Annotated in this window: 18 protein-coding genes; 15 read left to right on the top strand and 3 right to left on the bottom strand. The window is 45.0% G+C overall.

What is annotated here, in order from left to right:
• Nucleotides 1-238: 238 nt before the first annotated feature.
• From pnp to AB4517_RS03195, 4 genes are all read left to right on the top strand, one after another.
• Nucleotides 239-2,359, top strand: a complete 2,121-nt coding sequence (gene pnp / locus AB4517_RS03210; RefSeq protein ID WP_017059234.1) for a polyribonucleotide nucleotidyltransferase — start codon at nucleotides 239-241, stop codon at nucleotides 2,357-2,359.
• Nucleotides 2,360-2,483: 124 nt separating this feature from the next.
• Nucleotides 2,484-3,407: a lipoprotein NlpI gene (gene nlpI / locus AB4517_RS03205; protein ID WP_372147882.1), complete on the top strand. Its 924-nt coding sequence runs from the start codon at nucleotides 2,484-2,486 to the stop codon at nucleotides 3,405-3,407.
• Between the two features lie 153 nt (nucleotides 3,408-3,560).
• Complete coding sequence (locus tag AB4517_RS03200; RefSeq protein ID WP_229647644.1) at nucleotides 3,561-3,968, top strand: MarR family winged helix-turn-helix transcriptional regulator; 408 nt, start codon at nucleotides 3,561-3,563, stop codon at nucleotides 3,966-3,968.
• 89 nt (nucleotides 3,969-4,057) lie between these two features.
• Nucleotides 4,058-5,395, top strand: a complete 1,338-nt coding sequence (locus AB4517_RS03195) for an MATE family efflux transporter (protein WP_372147881.1) — start codon at nucleotides 4,058-4,060, stop codon at nucleotides 5,393-5,395.
• An 85-nt stretch (nucleotides 5,396-5,480) separates the two neighbouring features.
• On the opposite strand, the gene AB4517_RS03190 is transcribed toward AB4517_RS03195, so the two are convergent.
• From AB4517_RS03190 to AB4517_RS03175, 3 genes are all read right to left on the bottom strand, one after another.
• The gene (locus tag AB4517_RS03190; RefSeq protein WP_017059237.1) at nucleotides 5,481-6,359 is read right to left on the bottom strand and encodes a U32 family peptidase; all 879 of its coding nucleotides are present in this window, start codon (nucleotides 6,357-6,359) and stop codon (nucleotides 5,481-5,483) included.
• Nucleotides 6,360-6,377: 18 nt separating this feature from the next.
• Nucleotides 6,378-7,391, bottom strand: a complete 1,014-nt coding sequence (locus AB4517_RS03185) for a peptidase U32 family protein (RefSeq protein WP_408063655.1) — start codon at nucleotides 7,389-7,391, stop codon at nucleotides 6,378-6,380.
• A gap of 168 nt (nucleotides 7,392-7,559) precedes the next feature.
• Nucleotides 7,560-9,599 carry an EAL domain-containing protein gene (locus AB4517_RS03175; protein WP_372147880.1) on the bottom strand — a complete coding sequence of 680 codons (2,040 nt, stop codon included), beginning with the start codon at nucleotides 9,597-9,599 and terminating at the stop codon, nucleotides 7,560-7,562.
• A 258-nt stretch (nucleotides 9,600-9,857) separates the two neighbouring features.
• Here AB4517_RS03175 and AB4517_RS03170 point away from each other — a divergent pair, with 258 nt between their 5' ends.
• From AB4517_RS03170 to AB4517_RS03120, 11 genes are all read left to right on the top strand, one after another.
• Nucleotides 9,858-10,385 carry an SCP2 domain-containing protein gene (locus tag AB4517_RS03170; RefSeq protein WP_029235120.1) on the top strand — a complete coding sequence of 176 codons (528 nt, stop codon included), beginning with the start codon at nucleotides 9,858-9,860 and terminating at the stop codon, nucleotides 10,383-10,385.
• Nucleotides 10,369-10,872, top strand: coding sequence for a GNAT family N-acetyltransferase (locus AB4517_RS03165; RefSeq protein ID WP_017063279.1), 504 nt, complete (start codon nucleotides 10,369-10,371; stop codon nucleotides 10,870-10,872). Before AB4517_RS03170 ends, AB4517_RS03165 begins: the two co-directional genes overlap by 17 nt.
• A 198-nt stretch (nucleotides 10,873-11,070) precedes the next feature.
• Nucleotides 11,071-11,469: a DNA polymerase III subunit psi gene (locus AB4517_RS03160; RefSeq protein WP_017063280.1), complete on the top strand. Its 399-nt coding sequence runs from the start codon at nucleotides 11,071-11,073 to the stop codon at nucleotides 11,467-11,469.
• Entirely contained in the window at nucleotides 11,462-11,917 is a 456-nt protein-coding gene (rimI, locus tag AB4517_RS03155; protein WP_017063281.1) for a ribosomal protein S18-alanine N-acetyltransferase, read from the top strand. The genes AB4517_RS03160 and rimI overlap by 8 nt, the downstream gene beginning before the upstream one ends.
• A 172-nt stretch (nucleotides 11,918-12,089) precedes the next feature.
• A complete protein-coding gene (prfC, locus tag AB4517_RS03150) occupies nucleotides 12,090-13,670 on the top strand; it encodes a peptide chain release factor 3 (RefSeq protein WP_372147879.1) in 1,581 nt (526 codons plus the stop codon).
• Between the two features lie 105 nt (nucleotides 13,671-13,775).
• Nucleotides 13,776-13,931: a DUF5363 family protein gene (locus tag AB4517_RS03145; RefSeq protein ID WP_157938685.1), complete on the top strand. Its 156-nt coding sequence runs from the start codon at nucleotides 13,776-13,778 to the stop codon at nucleotides 13,929-13,931.
• Nucleotides 13,912-14,724, top strand: coding sequence for a TatD family hydrolase (locus AB4517_RS03140; RefSeq protein ID WP_372147878.1), 813 nt, complete (start codon nucleotides 13,912-13,914; stop codon nucleotides 14,722-14,724). The genes AB4517_RS03145 and AB4517_RS03140 overlap by 20 nt, the downstream gene beginning before the upstream one ends.
• A gap of 204 nt (nucleotides 14,725-14,928) precedes the next feature.
• On the top strand, nucleotides 14,929-16,191 hold the full coding sequence (locus AB4517_RS03135) for a NupC/NupG family nucleoside CNT transporter (protein WP_017058833.1): 1,263 nt from the start codon (nucleotides 14,929-14,931) through the stop codon (nucleotides 16,189-16,191).
• A gap of 520 nt (nucleotides 16,192-16,711) precedes the next feature.
• A complete protein-coding gene (gene deoC, locus AB4517_RS03130; RefSeq protein ID WP_010436196.1) occupies nucleotides 16,712-17,488 on the top strand; it encodes a deoxyribose-phosphate aldolase in 777 nt (258 codons plus the stop codon).
• Between the two features lie 223 nt (nucleotides 17,489-17,711).
• Nucleotides 17,712-19,040, top strand: a complete 1,329-nt coding sequence (gene deoA / locus AB4517_RS03125; protein ID WP_017063283.1) for a thymidine phosphorylase — start codon at nucleotides 17,712-17,714, stop codon at nucleotides 19,038-19,040.
• A 76-nt stretch (nucleotides 19,041-19,116) separates the two neighbouring features.
• Nucleotides 19,117-20,337, top strand: a complete 1,221-nt coding sequence (locus AB4517_RS03120) for a phosphopentomutase (protein ID WP_372147877.1) — start codon at nucleotides 19,117-19,119, stop codon at nucleotides 20,335-20,337.
• The last annotated feature ends 57 nt before the right edge of the window (nucleotides 20,338-20,394 follow it).

The following is a 20,394-nucleotide window of genomic DNA, read 5'->3' as shown; positions in this document are numbered from 1 at the left end:
TTATACTACGCCCGCCTATAGCGTTTTCAGCGTTTGGCAATCAACCTCTCAAGAGATTACAGTCACAGATGTCGGCCAATAGGTCGCGACTATTCAAAGGCGGATTTGGTCTTAATTCGGCGTATGAACACATACAAAGAGTCACCATCCTAAGTCCCTTTTCACTAGTCGCGATTGGTAATGTCTTGAGTCATTATTCACTTAATCTAAAGTCTGACTTTAGAGCTAAGGATATACAATGTTTGAAAAACCAGTTGTAAAATCGTTCCAGTACGGTAACCACACCGTTACTCTAGAAACGGGCGTAATTGCACGTCAAGCTACTGCTGCTGTAATGGCGACTATGGACGATACTTCAGTATTCGTTTCTGTTGTTGCTAAGAAAGAAGCAGTTGCAGGTCAAGACTTCTTCCCACTAACAGTAAACTACCAAGAGCGTACATACGCTGCGGGTAAAATCCCTGGTGGTTTCTTCAAGCGTGAAGGTCGTCCATCTGAAGGCGAAACACTAACAGCTCGTCTGATTGACCGTCCAATTCGTCCACTTTTCCCAAGTGCGTTTAAAAACGAAGTTCAAGTTATCGCTACGGTTGTTTCTATCAACCCTGACGTAAACCCAGACATGATCACTATGATCGCAACATCTGCTGCGCTTGCTATCTCTGGTGCTCCATTCAATGGTCCTATCGGTGCTGCACGTGTTGGTCACATCGACGGCGAACTTGTTCTTAACCCATCAAATACTGAGCTTGAAAACTCTAAACTAGACCTAGTTGTGTCTGGTACAGAAGGCGCAGTACTTATGGTTGAATCTGAAGCAGATAACCTATCTGAAGAAGAAATGCTTTCAGCTGTTGTTTACGGTCACGACCAACAACAAGTTGTAATCAAAGCAATCAACGAGTTTGCTGCTGAAGTTGCAACTCCATCTTGGAACTGGGAAGCACCAGCAGTTAACACTGAGCTTAAAGCTCAAGTTGCTGAACTTGCTGAAACTCGTCTATCTGACGCGTACCAGATCACTGAGAAAATGGCTCGTTACGAGCAAGTTGGCGTAATCAAGAACGACGTTGTTGAAGCTCTAATTGCACAAGACGAAAACCTAGATGAGCGCGAAATCCGCGGCATGCTTGGTTCTCTAGAGAAAAACGTAGTACGTAGCCGCATCATCGCTGGCAACCCACGTATCGATGGCCGTGAAAAAGACATGGTTCGTGCGCTAGACGTACGTACTGGTGTTCTTCCACGTACACACGGTTCTTCTCTATTCACTCGTGGTGAAACTCAAGCACTTGTTACTGCAACGCTTGGCACACAACGTGATGCTCAAATCATCGACAGCCTGATGGGTGAGAAGAAAGACAACTTCCTTCTACACTACAACTTCCCTCCATACTGTGTAGGTGAAACTGGTTTCGTTGGTTCTCCTAAGCGTCGTGAAATTGGTCACGGTAAGCTTGCTAAACGTGGTATCCAAGCAGTAATGCCTTCTGTTGAAGAATTCCCATACACAGTTCGTGTTGTATCGGAAATCACAGAATCTAACGGTTCTTCTTCAATGGCTTCTGTATGTGGTACATCTCTAGCTCTTATGGATGCTGGTGTTCCAATCAAAGCTTCTGTTGCGGGTATCGCAATGGGTCTTGTTAAAGAAGGCGACGATTTCGTTGTTCTTTCTGACATCCTTGGCGACGAAGATCACCTAGGTGACATGGACTTTAAAGTAGCAGGTACTAACGCTGGTATCACTGCACTTCAAATGGACATCAAGATCGAAGGTATCACTAAAGAGATCATGCAAATTGCACTTAACCAAGCGCAAGGTGCACGTAAGCACATCCTTTCTGTAATGGATGAAGCTATCTCTGGTGCTCGTGAAGATATCTCTGAATTCGCTCCACGTATCCACACAATGAAAATCAGCTCTGATAAGATCAAAGATGTTATCGGTAAAGGCGGCGCAGTTATCCGTGCTCTTTGTGAAGAAACTGGTACTACAATCGAAATCGAAGACGATGGCACAATCAAGATTGCTGCTACTGAAGGCGCAGCTGCTAAAGAAGCTATCCGTCGTATCGAAGAGATCACAGCTGAAGTTGAAGTTGGCCGCATTTACCAAGGTAAAGTTGCTCGTCTAGCTGACTTCGGTGCATTCGTTACTATCCTTCCAGGTAAAGATGGTCTAGTACACATCTCTCAAATCGCTGACAAGCGCGTTGAGAAAGTGTCTGACTACCTAACTGAAGGTCAAGAAGTTCCTGTTAAGGTTCTTGAAATTGACCGTCAAGGCCGTGTACGTCTAAGCATGAAAGAAGCAGTTGAAACGCCAGCTGAAGGCGAAGCACCTGCTGCTGAGTAATTCTCAGTGTGTCGATGGTGATATCGCTTTTTAGTGATTTCTAACCTATCGTCAACAAAGCATGTTATAAAGGGGAGCATATCGCTCCCCTTTTTTATTGCGGTCATAACAGGAGTAATTATTTGTGAAATGGTTTCAAACCGCGAGTATGTGTTTACTGCTTGTACTAACAGGTTGTGCGACAACATCAGATAACACCTCAAGTTGGGTTTATCCACCGATGGCTGTGCCACTGCAACCAAGCGTTCAGCAAGAAGTTCAAATTGCACGTCTTAGTCAGTTATTACAGCGCCCAGATTTGAACGATGAAGTTCGAGCTAAGATGCTGTTTGAACGTGGTAACTACTACGACAGTGTTGGCCTGCGTGATCTCGCGCGTCTCGACTTCAACCAATCTCTTTCATTGAACCCTGCTCAACCTGATATCTTCAATCTTTTGGGTGTTTACTTTACGCAGGTAGGGGAGTTTGATGCGGCTTATGAATCTTTTGATTCTACGTTAGAGCTTGATCCTGCAAACTCTTACGCAGAAAGGAACCGCTCTATCGCGCTTTACTATGGCGAGCGTTACGACTTAGCCAATGAAGAGATGATGAAGCACTATGCCGACGATCCTAGCGATCCGTTTCGCGCTCTGTGGTTGTACATCATTCAGCATGAGCTGACGCCAGAGCAGGCTAAGCTTGAATTGCAAAAACGTTACGAGAGCCGTGATGAGCAGTGGGGTTGGGTATTAGTCGCGATTATGCTTGATGACATTACTGAAGAGCAGGCTTTCAAGGCGATCTTAACCGGTACTCGTGACAACACGTTACTTGCGCAGCGTCTAACAGAGACGTACTTCTACCTTGCTAAGCGTTACCATATGAATGGTGATTACGCGAATGCTATCTCTTTGTACAAGTTAGCGGTTTCTTTTAACGTGTATGAATACGTAGAACATCGTTACTCTTTCTTAGAGTTAAGCCGTATCTTCACCACACTTAAAGCTGAGCACTTAGCGCAAGTTAAGCTGGCTGAGGCCGAAGAAGAAGCCAACGCTAAGTAAGCAACACATTTTGATTCCGAAAAGCCGCTGTCTGTCAGCGGTTTTTTTATGCTCATTTTTTATGATCTTCATCTCGTTTTGATTGCTTTTTATTTAAACAACACTAAAATAGTTAGTCTTGCTAACTAAATGCCATTCTTTGATTAGGTGAATATGCTGAACCAGAATTTAGAAAAGATTGAGCGCTTCGCCTCTAAGATATGGCGCACTCAGGTAAATGAAGATCCTATTTGCCAATTGAGCTTCAATGAATATGACTATTTGAAGGTCATTCAAGCCTCTCTTGAACCGATCCGATTGACAGATCTGGCGATTGAAATGCAAGTAACCAAGCCTTCAGCAACTACTATGGTTCAAAGGTTAGAGAGAAAAGGTCTCGTTGAGCGTAAAGCTTCGCTCGAAGATGCGAGGTCTAAGTTGGTCGTACTGACCAGCAAAGCGGAAGTCGGCTTGGAAGAAGAAAGTAAGATCTATCAGGTCATGGCACAGATACTGGAAAGCCGTTTGTCTGAGCAAGAATCTCAGCAGTTAAACCTATTATTAAATAAAGCTTTAAAGTAAATAATTTAGATATTTAGTTAGCCTTGTTAACTAATTTTTCGAGTCATATCTTGTTGATATGCGACTCACAAATGAAAGTAGAGTAAGAAATGAGTAACTCAATTAGTCGTCAATTTTGGCGATACACAATCCCTACCGTGGCGGCCATGTTGGTTAATGGCCTGTACCAAGTGGTGGATGGCATCTTCATTGGCCGCTATGTTGGGGCTGATGGACTTGCAGGTATCAATGTTGCGTGGCCTGTGATTGGTTCGATTCTTGGTATTGGTATGTTGGTGGGTGTGGGCACAGGTGCGCTTGTCTCGATTCGCCAAGGTGAAAAAGATACTCAAGGCGCTAAGCAGATCTTAGCAACGGGCTTAACCTTGTTGTTAGCGATAACGCCTATTGTCTCTGCATTGCTGTTCTTGTTTGCTGATAACTTCTTGCTTTGGCAGGGCGCTGAAGGGCGAGTGTATGAACTTGGTCTGCAGTACTTACATATTCTGATTGGTGCTAGTGTCTTCACGCTAGGTTCGATCGCGATGCCGTTTCTACTGCGTAACGATGACAGTCCGAACTTAGCGACGATACTGATGATCGTTGGTGCGGTGATTAATATCGTGCTCGATTACCTGTTTATCGCTCTCTATGGCTGGGAGTTGATGGGTGCAGCATTAGCAACAGCGATTGCCCAGTTTGTAGTAACGGCTCTCGGCTTGGCTTACTTCTTCTCGCGTCGAGCAAACCTACGTTTACGTTGGAATGAGTTGAGATTGAAGCTGGATGTGATTCCACAAATCTTCGCCATTGGTACATCAAGCTTCTTTATGTACGCTTATGGTTCGATGATGGTGGCGTTGCACAATGCGTTGTTCTCTCAATATGGCGACCAGTTGATGATCGGTGCTTACGCGATTTTGGGCTACATCGTGACGGTTTATTATCTCACGGCTGAAGGTATCGCCAACGGCATGCAACCATTGGTGAGCTACAACCATGGTGCGCGTAACCAAGCAAACATCCGCAAGCTACTTAAGATTGCGATGATGAGTTCGGTATTGATTGGTGTGGCGTTCGTGCTGCTTCTCAATGCGTTCCCACGTGAGTTTGTATCAGTATTTAACTCAGACGAACCTCAGTTGGTTGAGTACACCGTGTTGGGTATTCGCCTTCACATGTTTGCACTGGCGCTGGATGGCTTCTTGGTAGTCGCAGCTGCTTACTATCAAGCGGTGAACAAGGGCAGCAAGGCGATGTTTGTGACTATAGGTAATATGCTTATCCAACTACCGTTCTTGTACATTATGCCTAAGTTGTATGGTGTGCCGGGGATCTGGATTGCGTACCCACTGTCTAACATCGCACTAAGTGTGGTGGTGATGGTAATGCTCTACAAAGGCTTAAAGAAGCTCGATGCCTCACCGATGGAAACAGCGACGGCATAGGCCGTGTTTCTTAAGTCGCATTAAAAAGGTCTAGCGAACGCTAGACCTTTTTTGTATCTGTTGCTGGTTAGTCCAATGCGAGGAACTAGATGTTCTTAACGTCTAAACCTGCAAGCTGATGCCAGTAACCATTACATTGGCGGCTTTCAATCTTCATCGGTTTTTGACCTTGCTCGTTCGCTCTGAAGTTATTGATTTCAGAGAAGGTATCGATACCGAGAGGGCTTAAACGAACCACATCAACCAGGTCGTGCATGTTCGGTAAATCATTGACTAGGTTGTAGCAGTAGCCTGATTGCGTCTGAATACCGTTAAGGTTGAAGACTGATTGGCCTTCTTGGCTTTCTACTTGTAGCCCTGTTGGGTACTTGATACAGCAGGTTTCGCAATCGTCTTTAGCTTTGTTTTCAGCGCGAGCGGTAAAGCAGCGTGCTGAGTAAGCAAGCGGCAGGTAGCCGTGGCTAAACACTTCAACTTCGAACTTGTTACGAATATTTAGCTCTTCGCACTGGGTCATTACGTTGCTTAGCCATTCGCGAGAAAGCTCAACCGGCATACACCAACGCGTCATGCCTTGTTTCAAGAATAGGTTCAGGGTGCGTGCGTTGTAGGTGTTTACTGCCGGGCCAACCACGAAAGGTACTTTGCTTTCGCTGGCCAGTTGAATTGCAGACACATCATTGGCTTCGATCGCAAAGTCACCGTTATCGATGTACTTCTTCATGATGTTGACTTCGCTTGGTGCTTCTAGCAATGCCATGGTGGAAAGTACGACTTGCTTACCTGAAGCCGACAGCTCTTTAGCAATGTCCATCCAGTGTTTCGCTTTCATCTCACGACGCTTTGAACACACCGCTTCACCTAGGTAGATGATATCGGCAGAGCTTGATTTCGCTTGCTCATAGAAGCTTTCAACGTCTTGTTTTGGCCAAAAATAAAGTAGAGGGCCTAATGCGTATTTCATTGAGTTCTCCATTTGGCTCTATTGCCATTTACGGTGATAAGCGCCAAGCGTGGTTTGTGTACCTTCAGATACATTCGCCAGTGTCGCATTCCAAGCTTGTTCCACTTGGTATTGTTCTGGGTTCGCTAAGTAGCGATCGATAGCTGCGCGCCAAGTGCGAGTGACTTGTTCAACATAAGCCGGGCTGCGTTGGCGACCTTCAATCTTCACTGAGGCAACGTTTGCCGCGAAAAGCTCAGGCAACATGGATAGCGTGTTGAGGCTGGTGGGCTCTTCAAGTGCGTGATAGCGCTTACGTTCACCATCGATCTCGGCTTCAAAGCGGCCTTTACACAGCGTTGGGTAACCTGCGTTCTCACCTGCTTCATACTTATCGATAAGGATTTCGTTCAAGCGAGACTCGAGGCCAGTTTCTGTTTCTTGCCAGCGAACGTATTTTGCGGGAGAACAAGCACCAACGGTATTTGGTGAATCGCCTGTCATGTATGAAGAGAGGTAGCAACGGCCTTCTGCCATGATGCACAAGCTACCAAAAGCGAATACTTCAAGGTCAACGTCAGAAGTGATGTTACGAGAAAGCTGTTTGACCTGATGAATCGACAACACACGCGGTAGTACGACACGCTTAACGTTGAAGTTTTTATGGTAGAAGTCGATAGCTGCCGCATTGGTCGCAGATGCTTGCACTGATAGGTGCAGTTCGAGATCTGGATACTTATTTGCTGCGTACTCAAGCACCGCGATGTCTGCGATGATCAGCGCATCAACACCCAGAGCAGCGGCGTTGTCTACGGCATTAGTCCAACGGTCGAAGCCATTTGGGTGAGCAAACGTATTTAGGGCAACATGAATTTTCTTGTTGTGGTCATGCACATACTGCACAGCACGATCGAGCTTTTTACCCGCAAAGTTTAGGCCTGCAAAGTGTCGGGCATTGGTATCGTCTTTGAATCCGATATAGACAGCATCCGCACCACAATCAATAGCGGTTTTCAAAGCAGGTAAGTTACCCGCTGGGCATAAGAGTTCCATTTGCTCACTACCAGTAGAATTAAGTTGAAGCGAGCATTTTATGAAGAATTGTGAATGACGGAATTGATGTAAGGCAGGTTTAGATGGATAAATCTGCTTTTACTCCGTTTGAGGTACTGACGAGTGACCGTTTTACATGTTGGCTTGGTTTAAATATGAGGTACTTGATTAGTTCTTATGACGGCGGTTTTGGGCAAACAACTCTTCGACATCTTGTTTTGGTTGCGGACGGTAGAAGTGGAAGCCTTGAATCGAACTACAGTTGAGGTTCGATAGCAGAGTTGCTTGCTCACTGGTTTCGACACCTTCAGCAACCACGGTCAAATCGAGAGATTTACCTAGGTTGATGATGTTTTCAATTACGGTGATTTGCTTTGGTAGGGTATCGATATCAGAGATGAAAGCACGGTCTATCTTAAGCTCATCAATTGGGAAGCGAGCAAGGTAAGACAGTGAAGAGTAACCTGTACCAAAATCATCAATGGAGAGAGCAAAGCCAAGTTTCTTGATGGCGTTAAGCATTTGGAGTGTGTGTTCACTATCACTCATCACCGCACTTTCCGTTAGCTCGAACGTAATCGCACTTGGATCAAGCTCGGTCGAACGCAGTAGCTTTTCCATGTAATCAATCAGTTTCGGGTTACCAAACTGTTCTGGTGAAAGGTTGATAGCCACTCGACCTGGAAGGATACCTTGCATCTTCCAGCGCTTAACCGTAGCAAATACTTCACGCATTACCACTCGGCCAAGTTGTTCAATAAGCCCTGCTCGTTCCGCCACAGGAATGAACGCGGCCGGACTGATATAACCTTCGACAGGATGCTTCCAACGTACCAGAGCTTCAGCGCCGTTGATGGTGAAATCACGGGCATTCACTTTCGGTTGATACCAAACCTCAAGTCCATTTTGTTGCAGTGCTTTTTGGAGCTCTATCTCAAGCCACAGTCGCATACGCGCTTCTTTATTCATCTGTTCGTTGAACTTGATCAGACGATTACGACCACGATCTTTCGCTTCATACATTGCTGTGTCTGCATTTTGCAGCAAGATACGAGCATCAGTACCATCTTGAGGAAAGCTCACACTACCAATAGAGCAGGCTAAGCGCTTGCTAAAGTGGTGAAGATCGAAGGGTTGATTGATCAGGGAAATGATCTTTTCAGCGAGCATTTCAGGTGTTCGCTGATGTTCAGGTTCTGGAAGGATAATACCAAACTCATCCCCGCCTAAATGTCCAATCACGGCCTTACGAGGCAGTAAGCGTTTAAGACGCGAAGCGACCTCTTTAATCACCTTGTCACCGATGTGATGACCAAGTGAGTCATTGATATTTTTAAAGTTATCAATGTCTAAGTAGAGCATCACCACCGGCGTATCGTTGTAAATGAACTGCTCAAGACGCTTAGTAAACCCAACTCGATTGTAGAGTTTGGTCAGTGCATCTATGTAGGCATCTTCACTGTTTGCTGGTGTGTATTGTTTTGCGGTTTCTTGTGCGTCTTGGATAAGCACCAACTGAGTGTTGCTTCCAAGAACAGTGGTGGAGTCGATGTTGAGCTGAACCTTACGTTCAAAGCCGCATCGTGCACCCGTTAAGCAAACCAAACCAGACTCAGAAATAATAGAGCTGAGGTTATTATTGAAGACTGTTTTGGTTTGTTCATCGATAAATAGGCGTCCCAACTCTTCACCAATTAACTCTGTGGTTGAGTTAAAGCCAAGCAAGCGCGCTGCTGCTGGGTTAGATGACAAGATGTAGTCACTTTCAACGAGCAGTAATCCATCTGGAAGTAGTTGAGATAGTTTGTGGAATTTGGCTTCGGATTCTTCTAAAGAACGGACAAGTACTTGGTTTTCTGATGTGTCGAAGGCGTGAAAGACGATGTAGTCGGTTTTGTTGCCATTGGTAAGCGGAGATAGGCTGAAATGGAGGCTGGTATCGAGGTCTGTTTCGTTGAGGGTGACTTCGGCCTCAATCGTTTCGCCACTGAATGCACGCTCATAGTAAGGCTTGAGATGTTGGTAGAACTGTTCGCCCAATGTTTGGCGATCATTCATGCCTGCAAGCTCTGTTTGACTCAAACCAGCAATATCGCAGTAACGCTCATTCACCATAAAATAGTTATGTTGAGCATCAAGTACTGCAAAAAAGAACGGACTATTTGCAGTTAGCTGGGTAAACCAATGTTGTAGTTGTTGGGGAGGCATCAAAGTACTACCAATTCTCCAAGAGCTTGAATATTCACTATCGATAAATATTTATTACTTTTTGTGTGGCTATCGATATTTACCTGTGAGTGCAGCGATCCGCTGTAATTCTCATTACCTGAGTTACTATAACTGTGATTTTCAGGATATTAAAGGTCGAGTATCAAACAGAAGTTAATTTGATACATAACAGTAACTGAGATCTCAACATCATCTATGATGCATTCCATATTATTGACAAAGTTACGGATAAGTCACGTGATAAACAAGATTCGCACTCAACTAGTTCAAAATGCCGCATCAATTTTGCGATCTCCAGTCCAGTTATTGCCTAAAACAGTACAAAAAAGAGCCTTATTGGAGGCGCTTAAGAATGTATTCAAGGAAGCTTTAGAGGACGGTGACTTTGAGTTTTTAGAAGACAAATGGCTGAAAGTCTCAATAAAAGACATGGGGTTAAGTTGGTGTATTAGCTACAAAAATGAGCAACTGGTTGTAGCTGATAAAGAGGTGGTTGAAGATGTAAGCTTTAGCGGCAATCTTAACGATCTTGTGTTGATTGCGGGGCGTAAAGAAGACCCAGATACGCTTTTCTTCCAACGTAGACTGTCTATTGAAGGCGATACCGAGCTCGGTTTAGAAGTTAAAAACTTGATGGATAGCGTAGATTTGGACTTATTGCCGACTCCTATGAAAACTTTGTTAAATCAATTAGCTGATTTTGTGCAGAAGGGAGTACAATCCCCAGATACACAAAGTGAGGTAATGAATGCTTATTCGAACTGAAGCACCGGCAGATATACTTGTCATTGATCGTTTATTGAAATCTGTTTTTGAAACAGATGCAGAAGCTAACTTGGTTATGAGCTTGCGTGAGAATAGCCATTTAACGCTATCGCTGGTGGCTTGTTCTGATGAAGGCGAGGTGGTTGGTCACCTGATGTTTAGCCCTATCACTCTTGATGGCGACGATCATAACTGGCAAGGGCTTGCGCCTCTCGCTGTGAAAGAAGAGTTCCGCAACCAAGGCATTGCCAAATCTCTAGTTGAAGATGCGTTTTCCACTTTGGTTGATTTTGGTTACCCAGCTTGCGTTGTGTTGGGTGACCCTGCTTATTACAGCCGCTTTGGTTTCAAGGCTGCGAGCGAGTTTGGCCTGAGTTGTGTTTGGGATGTGCCTGAAGGTGCTTTCCAAGCGATTGAATTGGTAAACGGTGCGTTTGCTGGACATGCTGGTGAGATTGCTTACAGCCCCGAGTTCAACGACTTATAAGCTGATTTATCACGCAACAAGATACAAACTGATTTAGTCTAAATAAAGGAGCTTGATGCTCCTTTATTTTTTGTTAGTATCAGCCCTGCTCTAATAAGCGCTCTTTCAATAGAGGCAGCTTTCACAAAACTAGTTCTAACAAACTTCTGGCTCCAATAAACTTTGGCTCCAATAAACTTAAGGTTACTACCGCTAGATATGTCACAAACACACGCGCAATACCTACATGAGATGGGCATTAGCCAATGGGAACTAAGTCACCCAGAGCGTTTAGCAGGTTATGAATCTGAATTGACTCCGCTCTCGAGCGATTGCAAGTTACTGTTGGTTTCGCCTGAAAAACCTCAGGAAGATCTCGCCGTGATGTTTGAGCGAGTACTCAAAAGTATCAAGCTCGACTTATCTCAGGCTTTACACCTTCAACCGCAACACTTGTCTACTGTGGATTTAGGTTCGGTTGAGTGGATATGGTTTGCTGGTTGTGAGTCGGCTCAAGAGCTGAAGGCTAAAACACTTCAATCGCCATTACTGTCTGACATTAACGGTAACAACCAACACCGCCGCGACTTATGGCAACAAATTTGTGCTTATGACTAATCAATTTTTACCGACTTCACAACAACACCTAGACGCCATTTGGAAGATAGAGCAGGCCGCGCATTCTCACCCTTGGTCTGAAAATATGATCCGAGATCTTGATAGCCGAGGCGCTTGTCATCATGTCCTTGAAGTTGATGGACAAGTGGTGGGCTATTTCTTCGCGCAAAACATCGTTGGCGAAGTCACATTGCTTAATATCGCGGTAGACCCAAGCCAGCAAGGCAAAGGGTATGGAAAAGCGTTAACGGAACATTTCCTTGATATGTGTGAGCAAGCTGACGCTGAAAGCGCTTGGCTGGAAGTTCGCGAAAGTAATGTGAACGCGTTTAATCTTTACGAAAAGGCAGGCTTCAACGAAGTTGATCGCCGTCGTAATTACTATCCAACTAAACAAGGCAACGAAGATGCCATCATTATGAGCTATCTTTTTATGTCTTTTAGCTAGTCATGTTACGTCTTTTCGCTAACTAGATAGCTAATCACAAAATTAGCCAAAAAATAGGGTGTAAACTGACCCTTTAGAAAGTGATACGCTTTCTGTATAATCCGCACACAGAATTCAAGGGCAAGTATTATCTACTTGCCCTTTTTACGCTTTAGATCAGCAAAGGGCGACTATGTCTTTCCAACAAGAAGTGAGCAAACGTAGAACGTTTGCGATTATCTCTCACCCGGATGCGGGTAAAACCACGATTACTGAAAAAGTTCTTTTATTCGGAAACGCGATTCAAAAAGCGGGTACCGTAAAAGGCCGTGGCTCTAACCAGCACGCTAAATCTGACTGGATGGAGATGGAAAAAGAACGTGGTATCTCGGTAACTACGTCGGTAATGCAATTCCCATACAATGATTGCCTAGTAAACCTACTAGATACTCCAGGACACGAAGATTTCTCGGAAGATACGTACCGTACGCTAACAGCGGTTGATTCATGTTTGATGGTTATCGATGCTGCGAAAGGTGTCGAGGATCGTACTCGTAAACTAATGGAAGTAACACGTCTGCGTGATACGCCAATCGTAACGTTTATGAACAAACTTGACCGTGACGTTCGTGACCCAATGGAAGTGCTTGATGAAGTAGAGAGCGAGCTAGGTATGGCTTGTGCTCCAATCTCATGGCCAATTGGTTGCGGTAAAGAGTTTAAAGGTGTTTACCACATTCACCGTGATGAAACGATCTTGTATGAATCTGGCCACGGCCACGAGATCCAAGAAGTTCGTATCATCAAAGGTCTAGATAACCCTGAGCTAGATGAAGCAGTAGGTGCTGATCTTGCGGAAAGCGTACGTGAAGAGCTAGAGCTTGTTATCGGTGCTTGTCCTGAGTTTGATCATGAACTGTTCCTAGCGGGTGAACTAACGCCGGTTTACTTCGGTACTGCATTGGGTAACTTTGGTGTTGACCACATGCTTGATGGTCTAACGAAGTGGGCTCCTGCACCTCAAACGCGCCAAGCGAATGAGCGTGATGTAGAAGCGACAGAAGAGAAATTCTCTGGTTTCGTCTTCAAGATCCAAGCAAACATGGACCCTAAACACCGTGACCGTATCGCATTCATGCGTATCGTTTCGGGTACTTACAACCAAGGTATGAAGATGAACCATGTTCGTACAGGCAAGAGTATAAGTATCTCTGATGCGGTAACCTTTATGGCGGGTGACCGTGCACGTGCTGAAAAAGCATACGCGGGTGATATTATCGGTCTACATAACCACGGTACTATCCAGATTGGTGATACCTTTACTCAAGGTGAGAGCCTTAAGTTCGCTGGTATTCCTAACTTCGCACCTGAGCTATTCCGTCGTATCCGTCTACGCGATCCACTGAAGCAGAAGCAACTTCTAAAAGGATTAGTTCAGCTTTCAGAAGAGGGCGCAGTACAAGTATTCCGTCCTATGCAGAACAACGATCTGATCGTTGGTGCGGTTGGTGTACTTCAGTTCGACGTGGTTGTAGCGCGCTTGAAAGCGGAATACAACGTAGAAGCTATCTACGAAGGTGTTAACGTTGCAACAGCTCGCTGGGTTGAGTGTGACGACGCTAAGAAACTGGAAGAGTTCAAACGTAAGAACCAATCTAACCTAGCGCTAGATGGCGGTGACAACCTGTCTTACATCGCACCAACTATGGTGAACTTGAACCTAGCTTCTGAACGTTTCCCTGAAGTTCAATTCCGAGCGACGCGCGAGCACTAATTTCTCCGCGATCTATTAGAGTTAAACAAAAACGTCTATTGTTCTGCAATAGGCGTTTTTTAATGCGTTTTATTTGAGGTTTAAAGGCTGAGGTTAGAGGCAGTTATGTTGGGTTGGATAAAAACTTGGGTTAAAAGATACGATAAGTGGTGTGAAGAGCTTGGGTTAACGCCTGAGAACAAGCGCAGTTGTGTTGCTTATCGCCGTGATCCTCAAGGGAAACAAACAGAGAGTAGGGAAGATGACACAGCAAATAAGTGACTTTCCGCTGTTTGATACTCATTGCCACGCGGATTTTGAGGCGTTTGAGCAAGGTTTTACACCTGAACAAAGTATTGATGGCTATCTTAAAGAAGCAAAGCAAGCTCAAGTCGAGAAGTTAATCATCCCTTCTATTGGCCAAAGTAACTGGAGGAAGCTCGATGAAATCGCTCAATCTCACCCCAATGTTTACTACGCATTAGGCTTTCATCCTTACTTTTTAGAGCAAGCGGATGAGATGCAATTTGAAGAACTTCACCAACTACTCGCATCAAAAACACGTCAGTGTGTGGCCATTGGTGAGTGTGGGTTGGACTTTTTTGTGGATGTGGAACAGGAGAAACAAGAGCGCTTTTTCATCCAACAAATGGAGCTTGCGAAGGAGTTTGACCTGCCTTTAATCATCCATGAGAGGAAGTCTTATAACCGACTTATTGAGTTGTTAAAGCAACACAAGTTTACTTTTGGAGGGGTCATTCACGGTTTTTCTGGGAGTGAACAGCAAGCTTTGGCGTGGATCAGGCTCGGTTTCTATATTGGCGTCGGTGGAACGATAACTTACCCAAGAGCGCAAAAAACACGCACAACCATCGCAAAATTGCCCCTTGAATGTCTGGTATTGGAAACGGATGCTCCGGACATGCCCATGTATGGAAACCAAGGAAATGTTAATCATTCCAAATATTTAGTTACGATCTTAAATGAACTTTTTTTGCTTAGAAAAGAGCCAAAGCAATCGATTGCAGCGCAAATTTGGCAAAATAGCCATCGCGCATTCGGTATATGTGAATAAAATCGAAGGTTTTTGTTTATCGTTTGCGTAAATTGCACTGAGCTTGTGATTTGGGTCACATTTGCGTGTGAATGGTACATGAATCTTCTACGAAAGTGTGAGGACGGCATTACTTTATTAGTGGTCGCATGAGTATAATTGCCTCCGCTTTATAGCCCCATTTTGTAACACGCCAATAAATAACTAATAAGGAAGTCATAAACTATGAGCCTGTTTATGAGCCTAGTCGGAATGGTTGCACTGATCGCAATCGCAGTACTACTATCTGACAACCGCAAAGCTATTAATCTAAGAACAGTGGGTGGCGCTTTCGCTATCCAATTCGCACTTGGTGCATTCGTACTTTACATCCCTTGGGGTCGTGATCTACTTGCAGGTTTCTCTGCTGGTGTAGCAAACGTGATCGACTACGGTAAAGACGGTACTGGTTTCCTATTCGGCAGCCTAGTTAACTTCTCAGTTGACGGTATCGGTTTCATCTTTGCTTTCCAAGTACTACCAACTCTGATTTTCTTCTCTGCACTTATCTCTGTACTTTACTACATTGGTGTTATGCAAATTGTAATCAAAGTTCTTGGTGGTGGTCTTCAGAAAGCTCTAGGTACTTCTCGCGCCGAGTCTATGTCTGCAGCAGCAAACATCTTCGTTGGTCAAACTGAAGCACCTCTAGTTGTTCGTCCATTTGTTCCTAAAATGACTAACTCTGAACTATTCGCAGTAATGTGTGGTGGTTTGGCTTCTGTAGCTGGTGGTGTACTAGCGGGTTACGCATCTATGGGTGTACCTCTAGAGTACCTTGTAGCAGCATCATTCATGGCAGCACCAGGTGGTCTACTATTCGCTAAAATCATCAAGCCTGAAACAGATACGCCAGACGACAACATCGCTGACGAAATGGACGGTGGCGATGACAAACCAGCTAACGTTATCGACGCAGCAGCAGGTGGCGCATCAGTTGGTCTACAACTAGCACTTAACGTTGGTGCAATGCTACTAGCATTCATCGGTCTAATTGCTCTAATCAACGGTATCCTAGGTGGCATCGGTGGTTGGTTCGGTATGGAAAACCTAACTCTAGAACTTCTTCTAGGTTGGATCTTCGCACCGCTAGCATTCATCATTGGTGTTCCATGGGAAGAAGCAACTATCGCTGGTTCTTTCATTGGTCAGAAGACAGTTGTTAACGAATTCGTTGCATACCTAAACTTCGTACCATACGTTGGTGAAAACGCTCAAGTTGTTGCAGCAACTGGTCAAGTGATGTCTGAGAAGACTCAAGCTATCATCGCATTCGCACTATGTGGTTTCGCAAACCTTTCTTCAATTGCGATTCTTCTAGGTGGTCTAGGTGGTATTGCACCAAGCCGTCGCCACGACATCGCACGTATGGGTGTTAAAGCGGTAATTGCTGGTACTCTATCTAACCTGATGGCAGCAACAATTGCTGGCTTCTTCCTGTCTTTCTAATTAGTTAGAAATCGATATATAGACGCCATAATAATATCGCCCCGTAGCAAGAAATTGCTGCGGGGCTTTTTTGTTTTTAGGCCTGCCGTTTTTAGTATATGCACGCGCTTATGCTTAGATTCGATGTAGGGTCTAGAATGTTTTTTTGAGATACAAACCGTTTGCGTTCTAAGGAGCACTACAATTTATTGATGGATACCTATAATGTATAAGCTAAAGGGATAGGATGTCTCTGTTGGCAAGAAAGTAACCTCGAAATCAACTCGAACGTTATTCTTCTGGGATTAAGCCAAAATTAGCGATACGCTATAGATGTTAGACACAACATGACTGATTTGTTGTGCCATAGACCAAACTGGTACTGTGCGGTGACAAGGATTGCAATTGGTAGCGAAAGTTATCAAGTCTTCAGGGAACCAAGTCCGTTCATTTGTGGCTACTGAGCATTACTAAAATATCCATCTATACTGGATGGAGGGCGAAGTAGTTAACTATTTGAATATATTGATCGGAGATAGAAATGAGCGATTTAAAAGCAGCAGCTCTACGTGCACTTAAACTTATGGACCTAACTACGCTAAATGACGACGATACTACTGAAAAAGTAGTGGCGCTTTGTCATGACGCGAAGACTGCAGTAGGCAACACCGCTGCAATCTGTATTTACCCTCGCTTTATCCCAGCAGCTAAGAAAGCGTTGCGTGAGCAAGGTACTCCAGAAGTACGCATTGCGACTGTAACTAACTTCCCTCATGGTAATGACGACATCGAAATTGCTGTTGCAGAAACAAAAGCAGCGGTAGCGTACGGCGCAGACGAAGTTGACGTAGTATTCCCATACCGTGCTCTTATTGCTGGCAACGAAGAAGTTGGCTTTGAGCTAGTTAAACAGTGTAAAGCAGCTTGTGGTGACATCACGCTTAAAGTGATCATCGAAACAGGTGAACTGAAAGAAGAAGCACTAATCAAGAAAGCTTCTCAAATCTGTATCGAAGCAGGTGCAGACTTCATCAAAACTTCAACAGGTAAAGTGCCAGTAAACGCGACTCCAGAGTACGCGCGCATGATGCTTGAAGTTATCCGTGACATGGGCGTTGCTAAAACAGTTGGTTTCAAACCAGCTGGTGGCGTACGTACTGCTGAAGATGCAGCACTATACCTAGCAATGGCTGATGAGCTACTAGGCGCTGAGTGGGCAGACAACATGCACTACCGTTTTGGTGCTTCAAGCCTACTAACTAACCTTCTTAATACATTAGAAGTGACAGACCAGACTGCTGATCCAGCAGCATACTAATTTACTCGTCATATTTGACACCGCAGCGTTGTTGACTGCGTAAGTTCCTCCTAATCACATAGAGCCTCTATGCTCATAGGAATGAACTCACTGGTCGCCTAACTGCAACGCCAAATATTTAGAGTATTGAACATAATAAGTCTGTTTGATGGAGTGGCGTCAAGCCACTCCATATTACCTCTTTTCCCTACAAACCATACTCACTAGAGTTTGGGAGGCACTAATGTATCTACCTCAAGAAATTATTCGCAGAAAACGTGACGGTGAAGTCCTAACAGCTGAAGAAATTAACTTCTTCATTCAAGGTGTGGCTAAGAACACGGTTTCTGAAGGCCAAATTGCCGCATTCGCAATGGCTATCTTTTTTAATGAAATGACGATGCCAGAACGTATCGCACTAACGTGTGCAATGCGTGATTCAGGCATGGTGATTGACTGGAGCCACATGAACTTTGATGGCCCAATCGTTGATAAACACTCTACTGGTGGTGTTGGCGACGTTACTTCTCTGATGCTTGGCCCAATGGTGGCAGCATGTGGCGGTTTCGTTCCAATGATCTCTGGTCGTGGTTTAGGCCACACTGGCGGTACGCTAGACAAGCTGGAATCTATTCCGGGTTACAACATTACACCAACCAACGATGTGTTCGGTGAAGTAACGAAAGATGCTGGCGTGGCTATCATCGGTCAAACAGGCGATCTAGCTCCTGCTGACAAGCGTGTTTACGCAACTCGTGATATCACAGCAACAGTCGATAACATCTCGCTGATCACGGCTTCAATCCTATCTAAGAAACTGGCTGCGGGCCTTGATTCTCTAGTGATGGATGTAAAAGTAGGTTCAGGCGCATTCATGCCGACTTACGAAGCATCTGAAGAGCTAGCGAAATCTATCGTTGCAGTAGCAAACGGTGCGGGTACTAAAACAACAGCAATCCTAACGGACATGAACCAAGTGCTGGCTTCTTCAGCGGGTAACGCAGTAGAAGTTCGTGAAGCGGTTCAGTTCCTAACGGGTGAATACCGTAACCCTCGCTTGTTAGAGATCACTCTAGCATCGTGTGCTGAAATGCTGGTGCTCGGTAACCTAGCTAAAGACTCAGACGAAGCGCGCGAAAAACTGATGGCAGTACTGGATAACGGTAAGGCAGCAGAGTGCTTCGGTAAAATGGTAGCGGGCCTTGGTGGTCCAGTTGATTTCGTAATGAACTACGATAACTACCTAGAAAAAGCAGACATTATTAAGCCAGTGTACGCGTTAGAAAGCGGTGTGGTATCAGCAATGGATACTCGTGCAATTGGTATGGCTGTGGTTGGTATGGGCGGCGGTCGTCGTGTAGCAACTGACAGCATTGATTACGCAGTCGGTTTTGATCACTTCATTCGCCTAGGTGAAGTAGCAAGTGAAGATAAGCCATTAGCAATGATTCATGCTCGTAACGAACAACAGTGGCAAGAAGCTGCAACAGCATTACAAAATGCAATCACTGTGGGCGGAGAATATACAGCAACGCCAGACGTTTACCGTCAGATTCGTTCTGAAGACGTGTAAATAACAGGTATCGGTATACCTCGCGTATACCGATAAACAGAGTTCTGGTGCAAAGAGCAATAAGTTGGTGAAGAAAATGAAAAGAGCATTTATTTTAGTTTTAGATTCATTCGGTATCGGTGAAACAGCGGATGCAGACAAATTTGGTGATGTAGGTTCTGACACTATGGGCCACATCGCAGATCATTGTGACCAAGGTCTTGCAGACAATGCAGATCGTAAAGGTTCACTGGCACTGCCAAACCTGTCTAAGCTAGGTCTAGCGATGGCTCACAAAGAGTCTACGGGTCGTTTTGCTCCTGGTATGGATGCAGACGCTGAGATCATTGGCGCTTACGGTCACGCTGCTGAGCTGTCTTCTGGTAAAGACACGCCATCAGGTCACTGGGAAATCGCAGGTGTTCCTGTACTGTTTGACTGGGGCTACTTCACCGACAAAGAGAACAGCTTCCCAAAAGAACTGACTGACCGCATCCTTGAGCGTGCAGGCCTGTCTGGTTTCTTGGGTAACTGCCACTCATCTGGTACGGAAATCCTAGATAACCTAGGTGAAGAGCACATGAAGACTGGTCTGCCAATCTTCTATACTTCTGCAGACTCTGTTTTCCAGATCGCTTGTCACGAAGAGACATTCGGCCTGCAAAACCTATTAGACCTTTGTCAGATTGCTCGTGAAGAGCTAGAAGATTACAACATTGGCCGTGTTATCGCTCGTCCGTTTGTTGGTCCGGGTAAAGGTCAATTTGAGCGTACGGGTAACCGTCGTGATCTTTCTGTTGAGCCACCTGCAGCCACCATTCTTCAGAAGTTGGTTGATGAGAAGGGCGGTAACGTTCACTCAATCGGCAAGATCTCTGATATCTACGCGGGTTGTGGCATCACTCAGAAAACCAAAGCAACAGGTATCCCTGCGCTATTTGAAGCAACCAAAGAAGCGATCAATGAAGCGGGCGACAACACTATCGTGTTCACTAACTTCGTTGATTTCGACTCAGCTTACGGCCACCGCCGTGATGTTGCTGGTTACGCAGCGGCACTTGAGTACTTCGATGGTCGCATCGATGAAATCATCGATATGATGAAAGAAGACGATGTGCTTATCCTAACTGCAGACCACGGTTGTGATCCGACATGGCCAGGTACAGACCATACTCGTGAGCACATCCCTGTGATTGTTTACGGTCAGAAGGTTCCAGCTGGTTCTTTAGGCCGTCGCGATACGTTCGCTGATATAGGTCAAAGCTTAGCGTCATACTTTGGTACATCGCTAATGGGACACGGTACAAGCTTTCTATAATAGTTAACGAAGAGAGAGGGAAACCTCTCTCTTCTTTTTTGTGCGCCGAGCATGACG

Source organism: Vibrio sp. 10N.222.52.C3 (assembly GCF_041474195.1).
In the GTDB taxonomy this organism is placed as follows: Bacteria; Pseudomonadota; Gammaproteobacteria; order Enterobacterales; family Vibrionaceae; genus Vibrio; species Vibrio crassostreae_C.
This window is presented reverse-complemented; position numbering and strand designations above follow the sequence as displayed.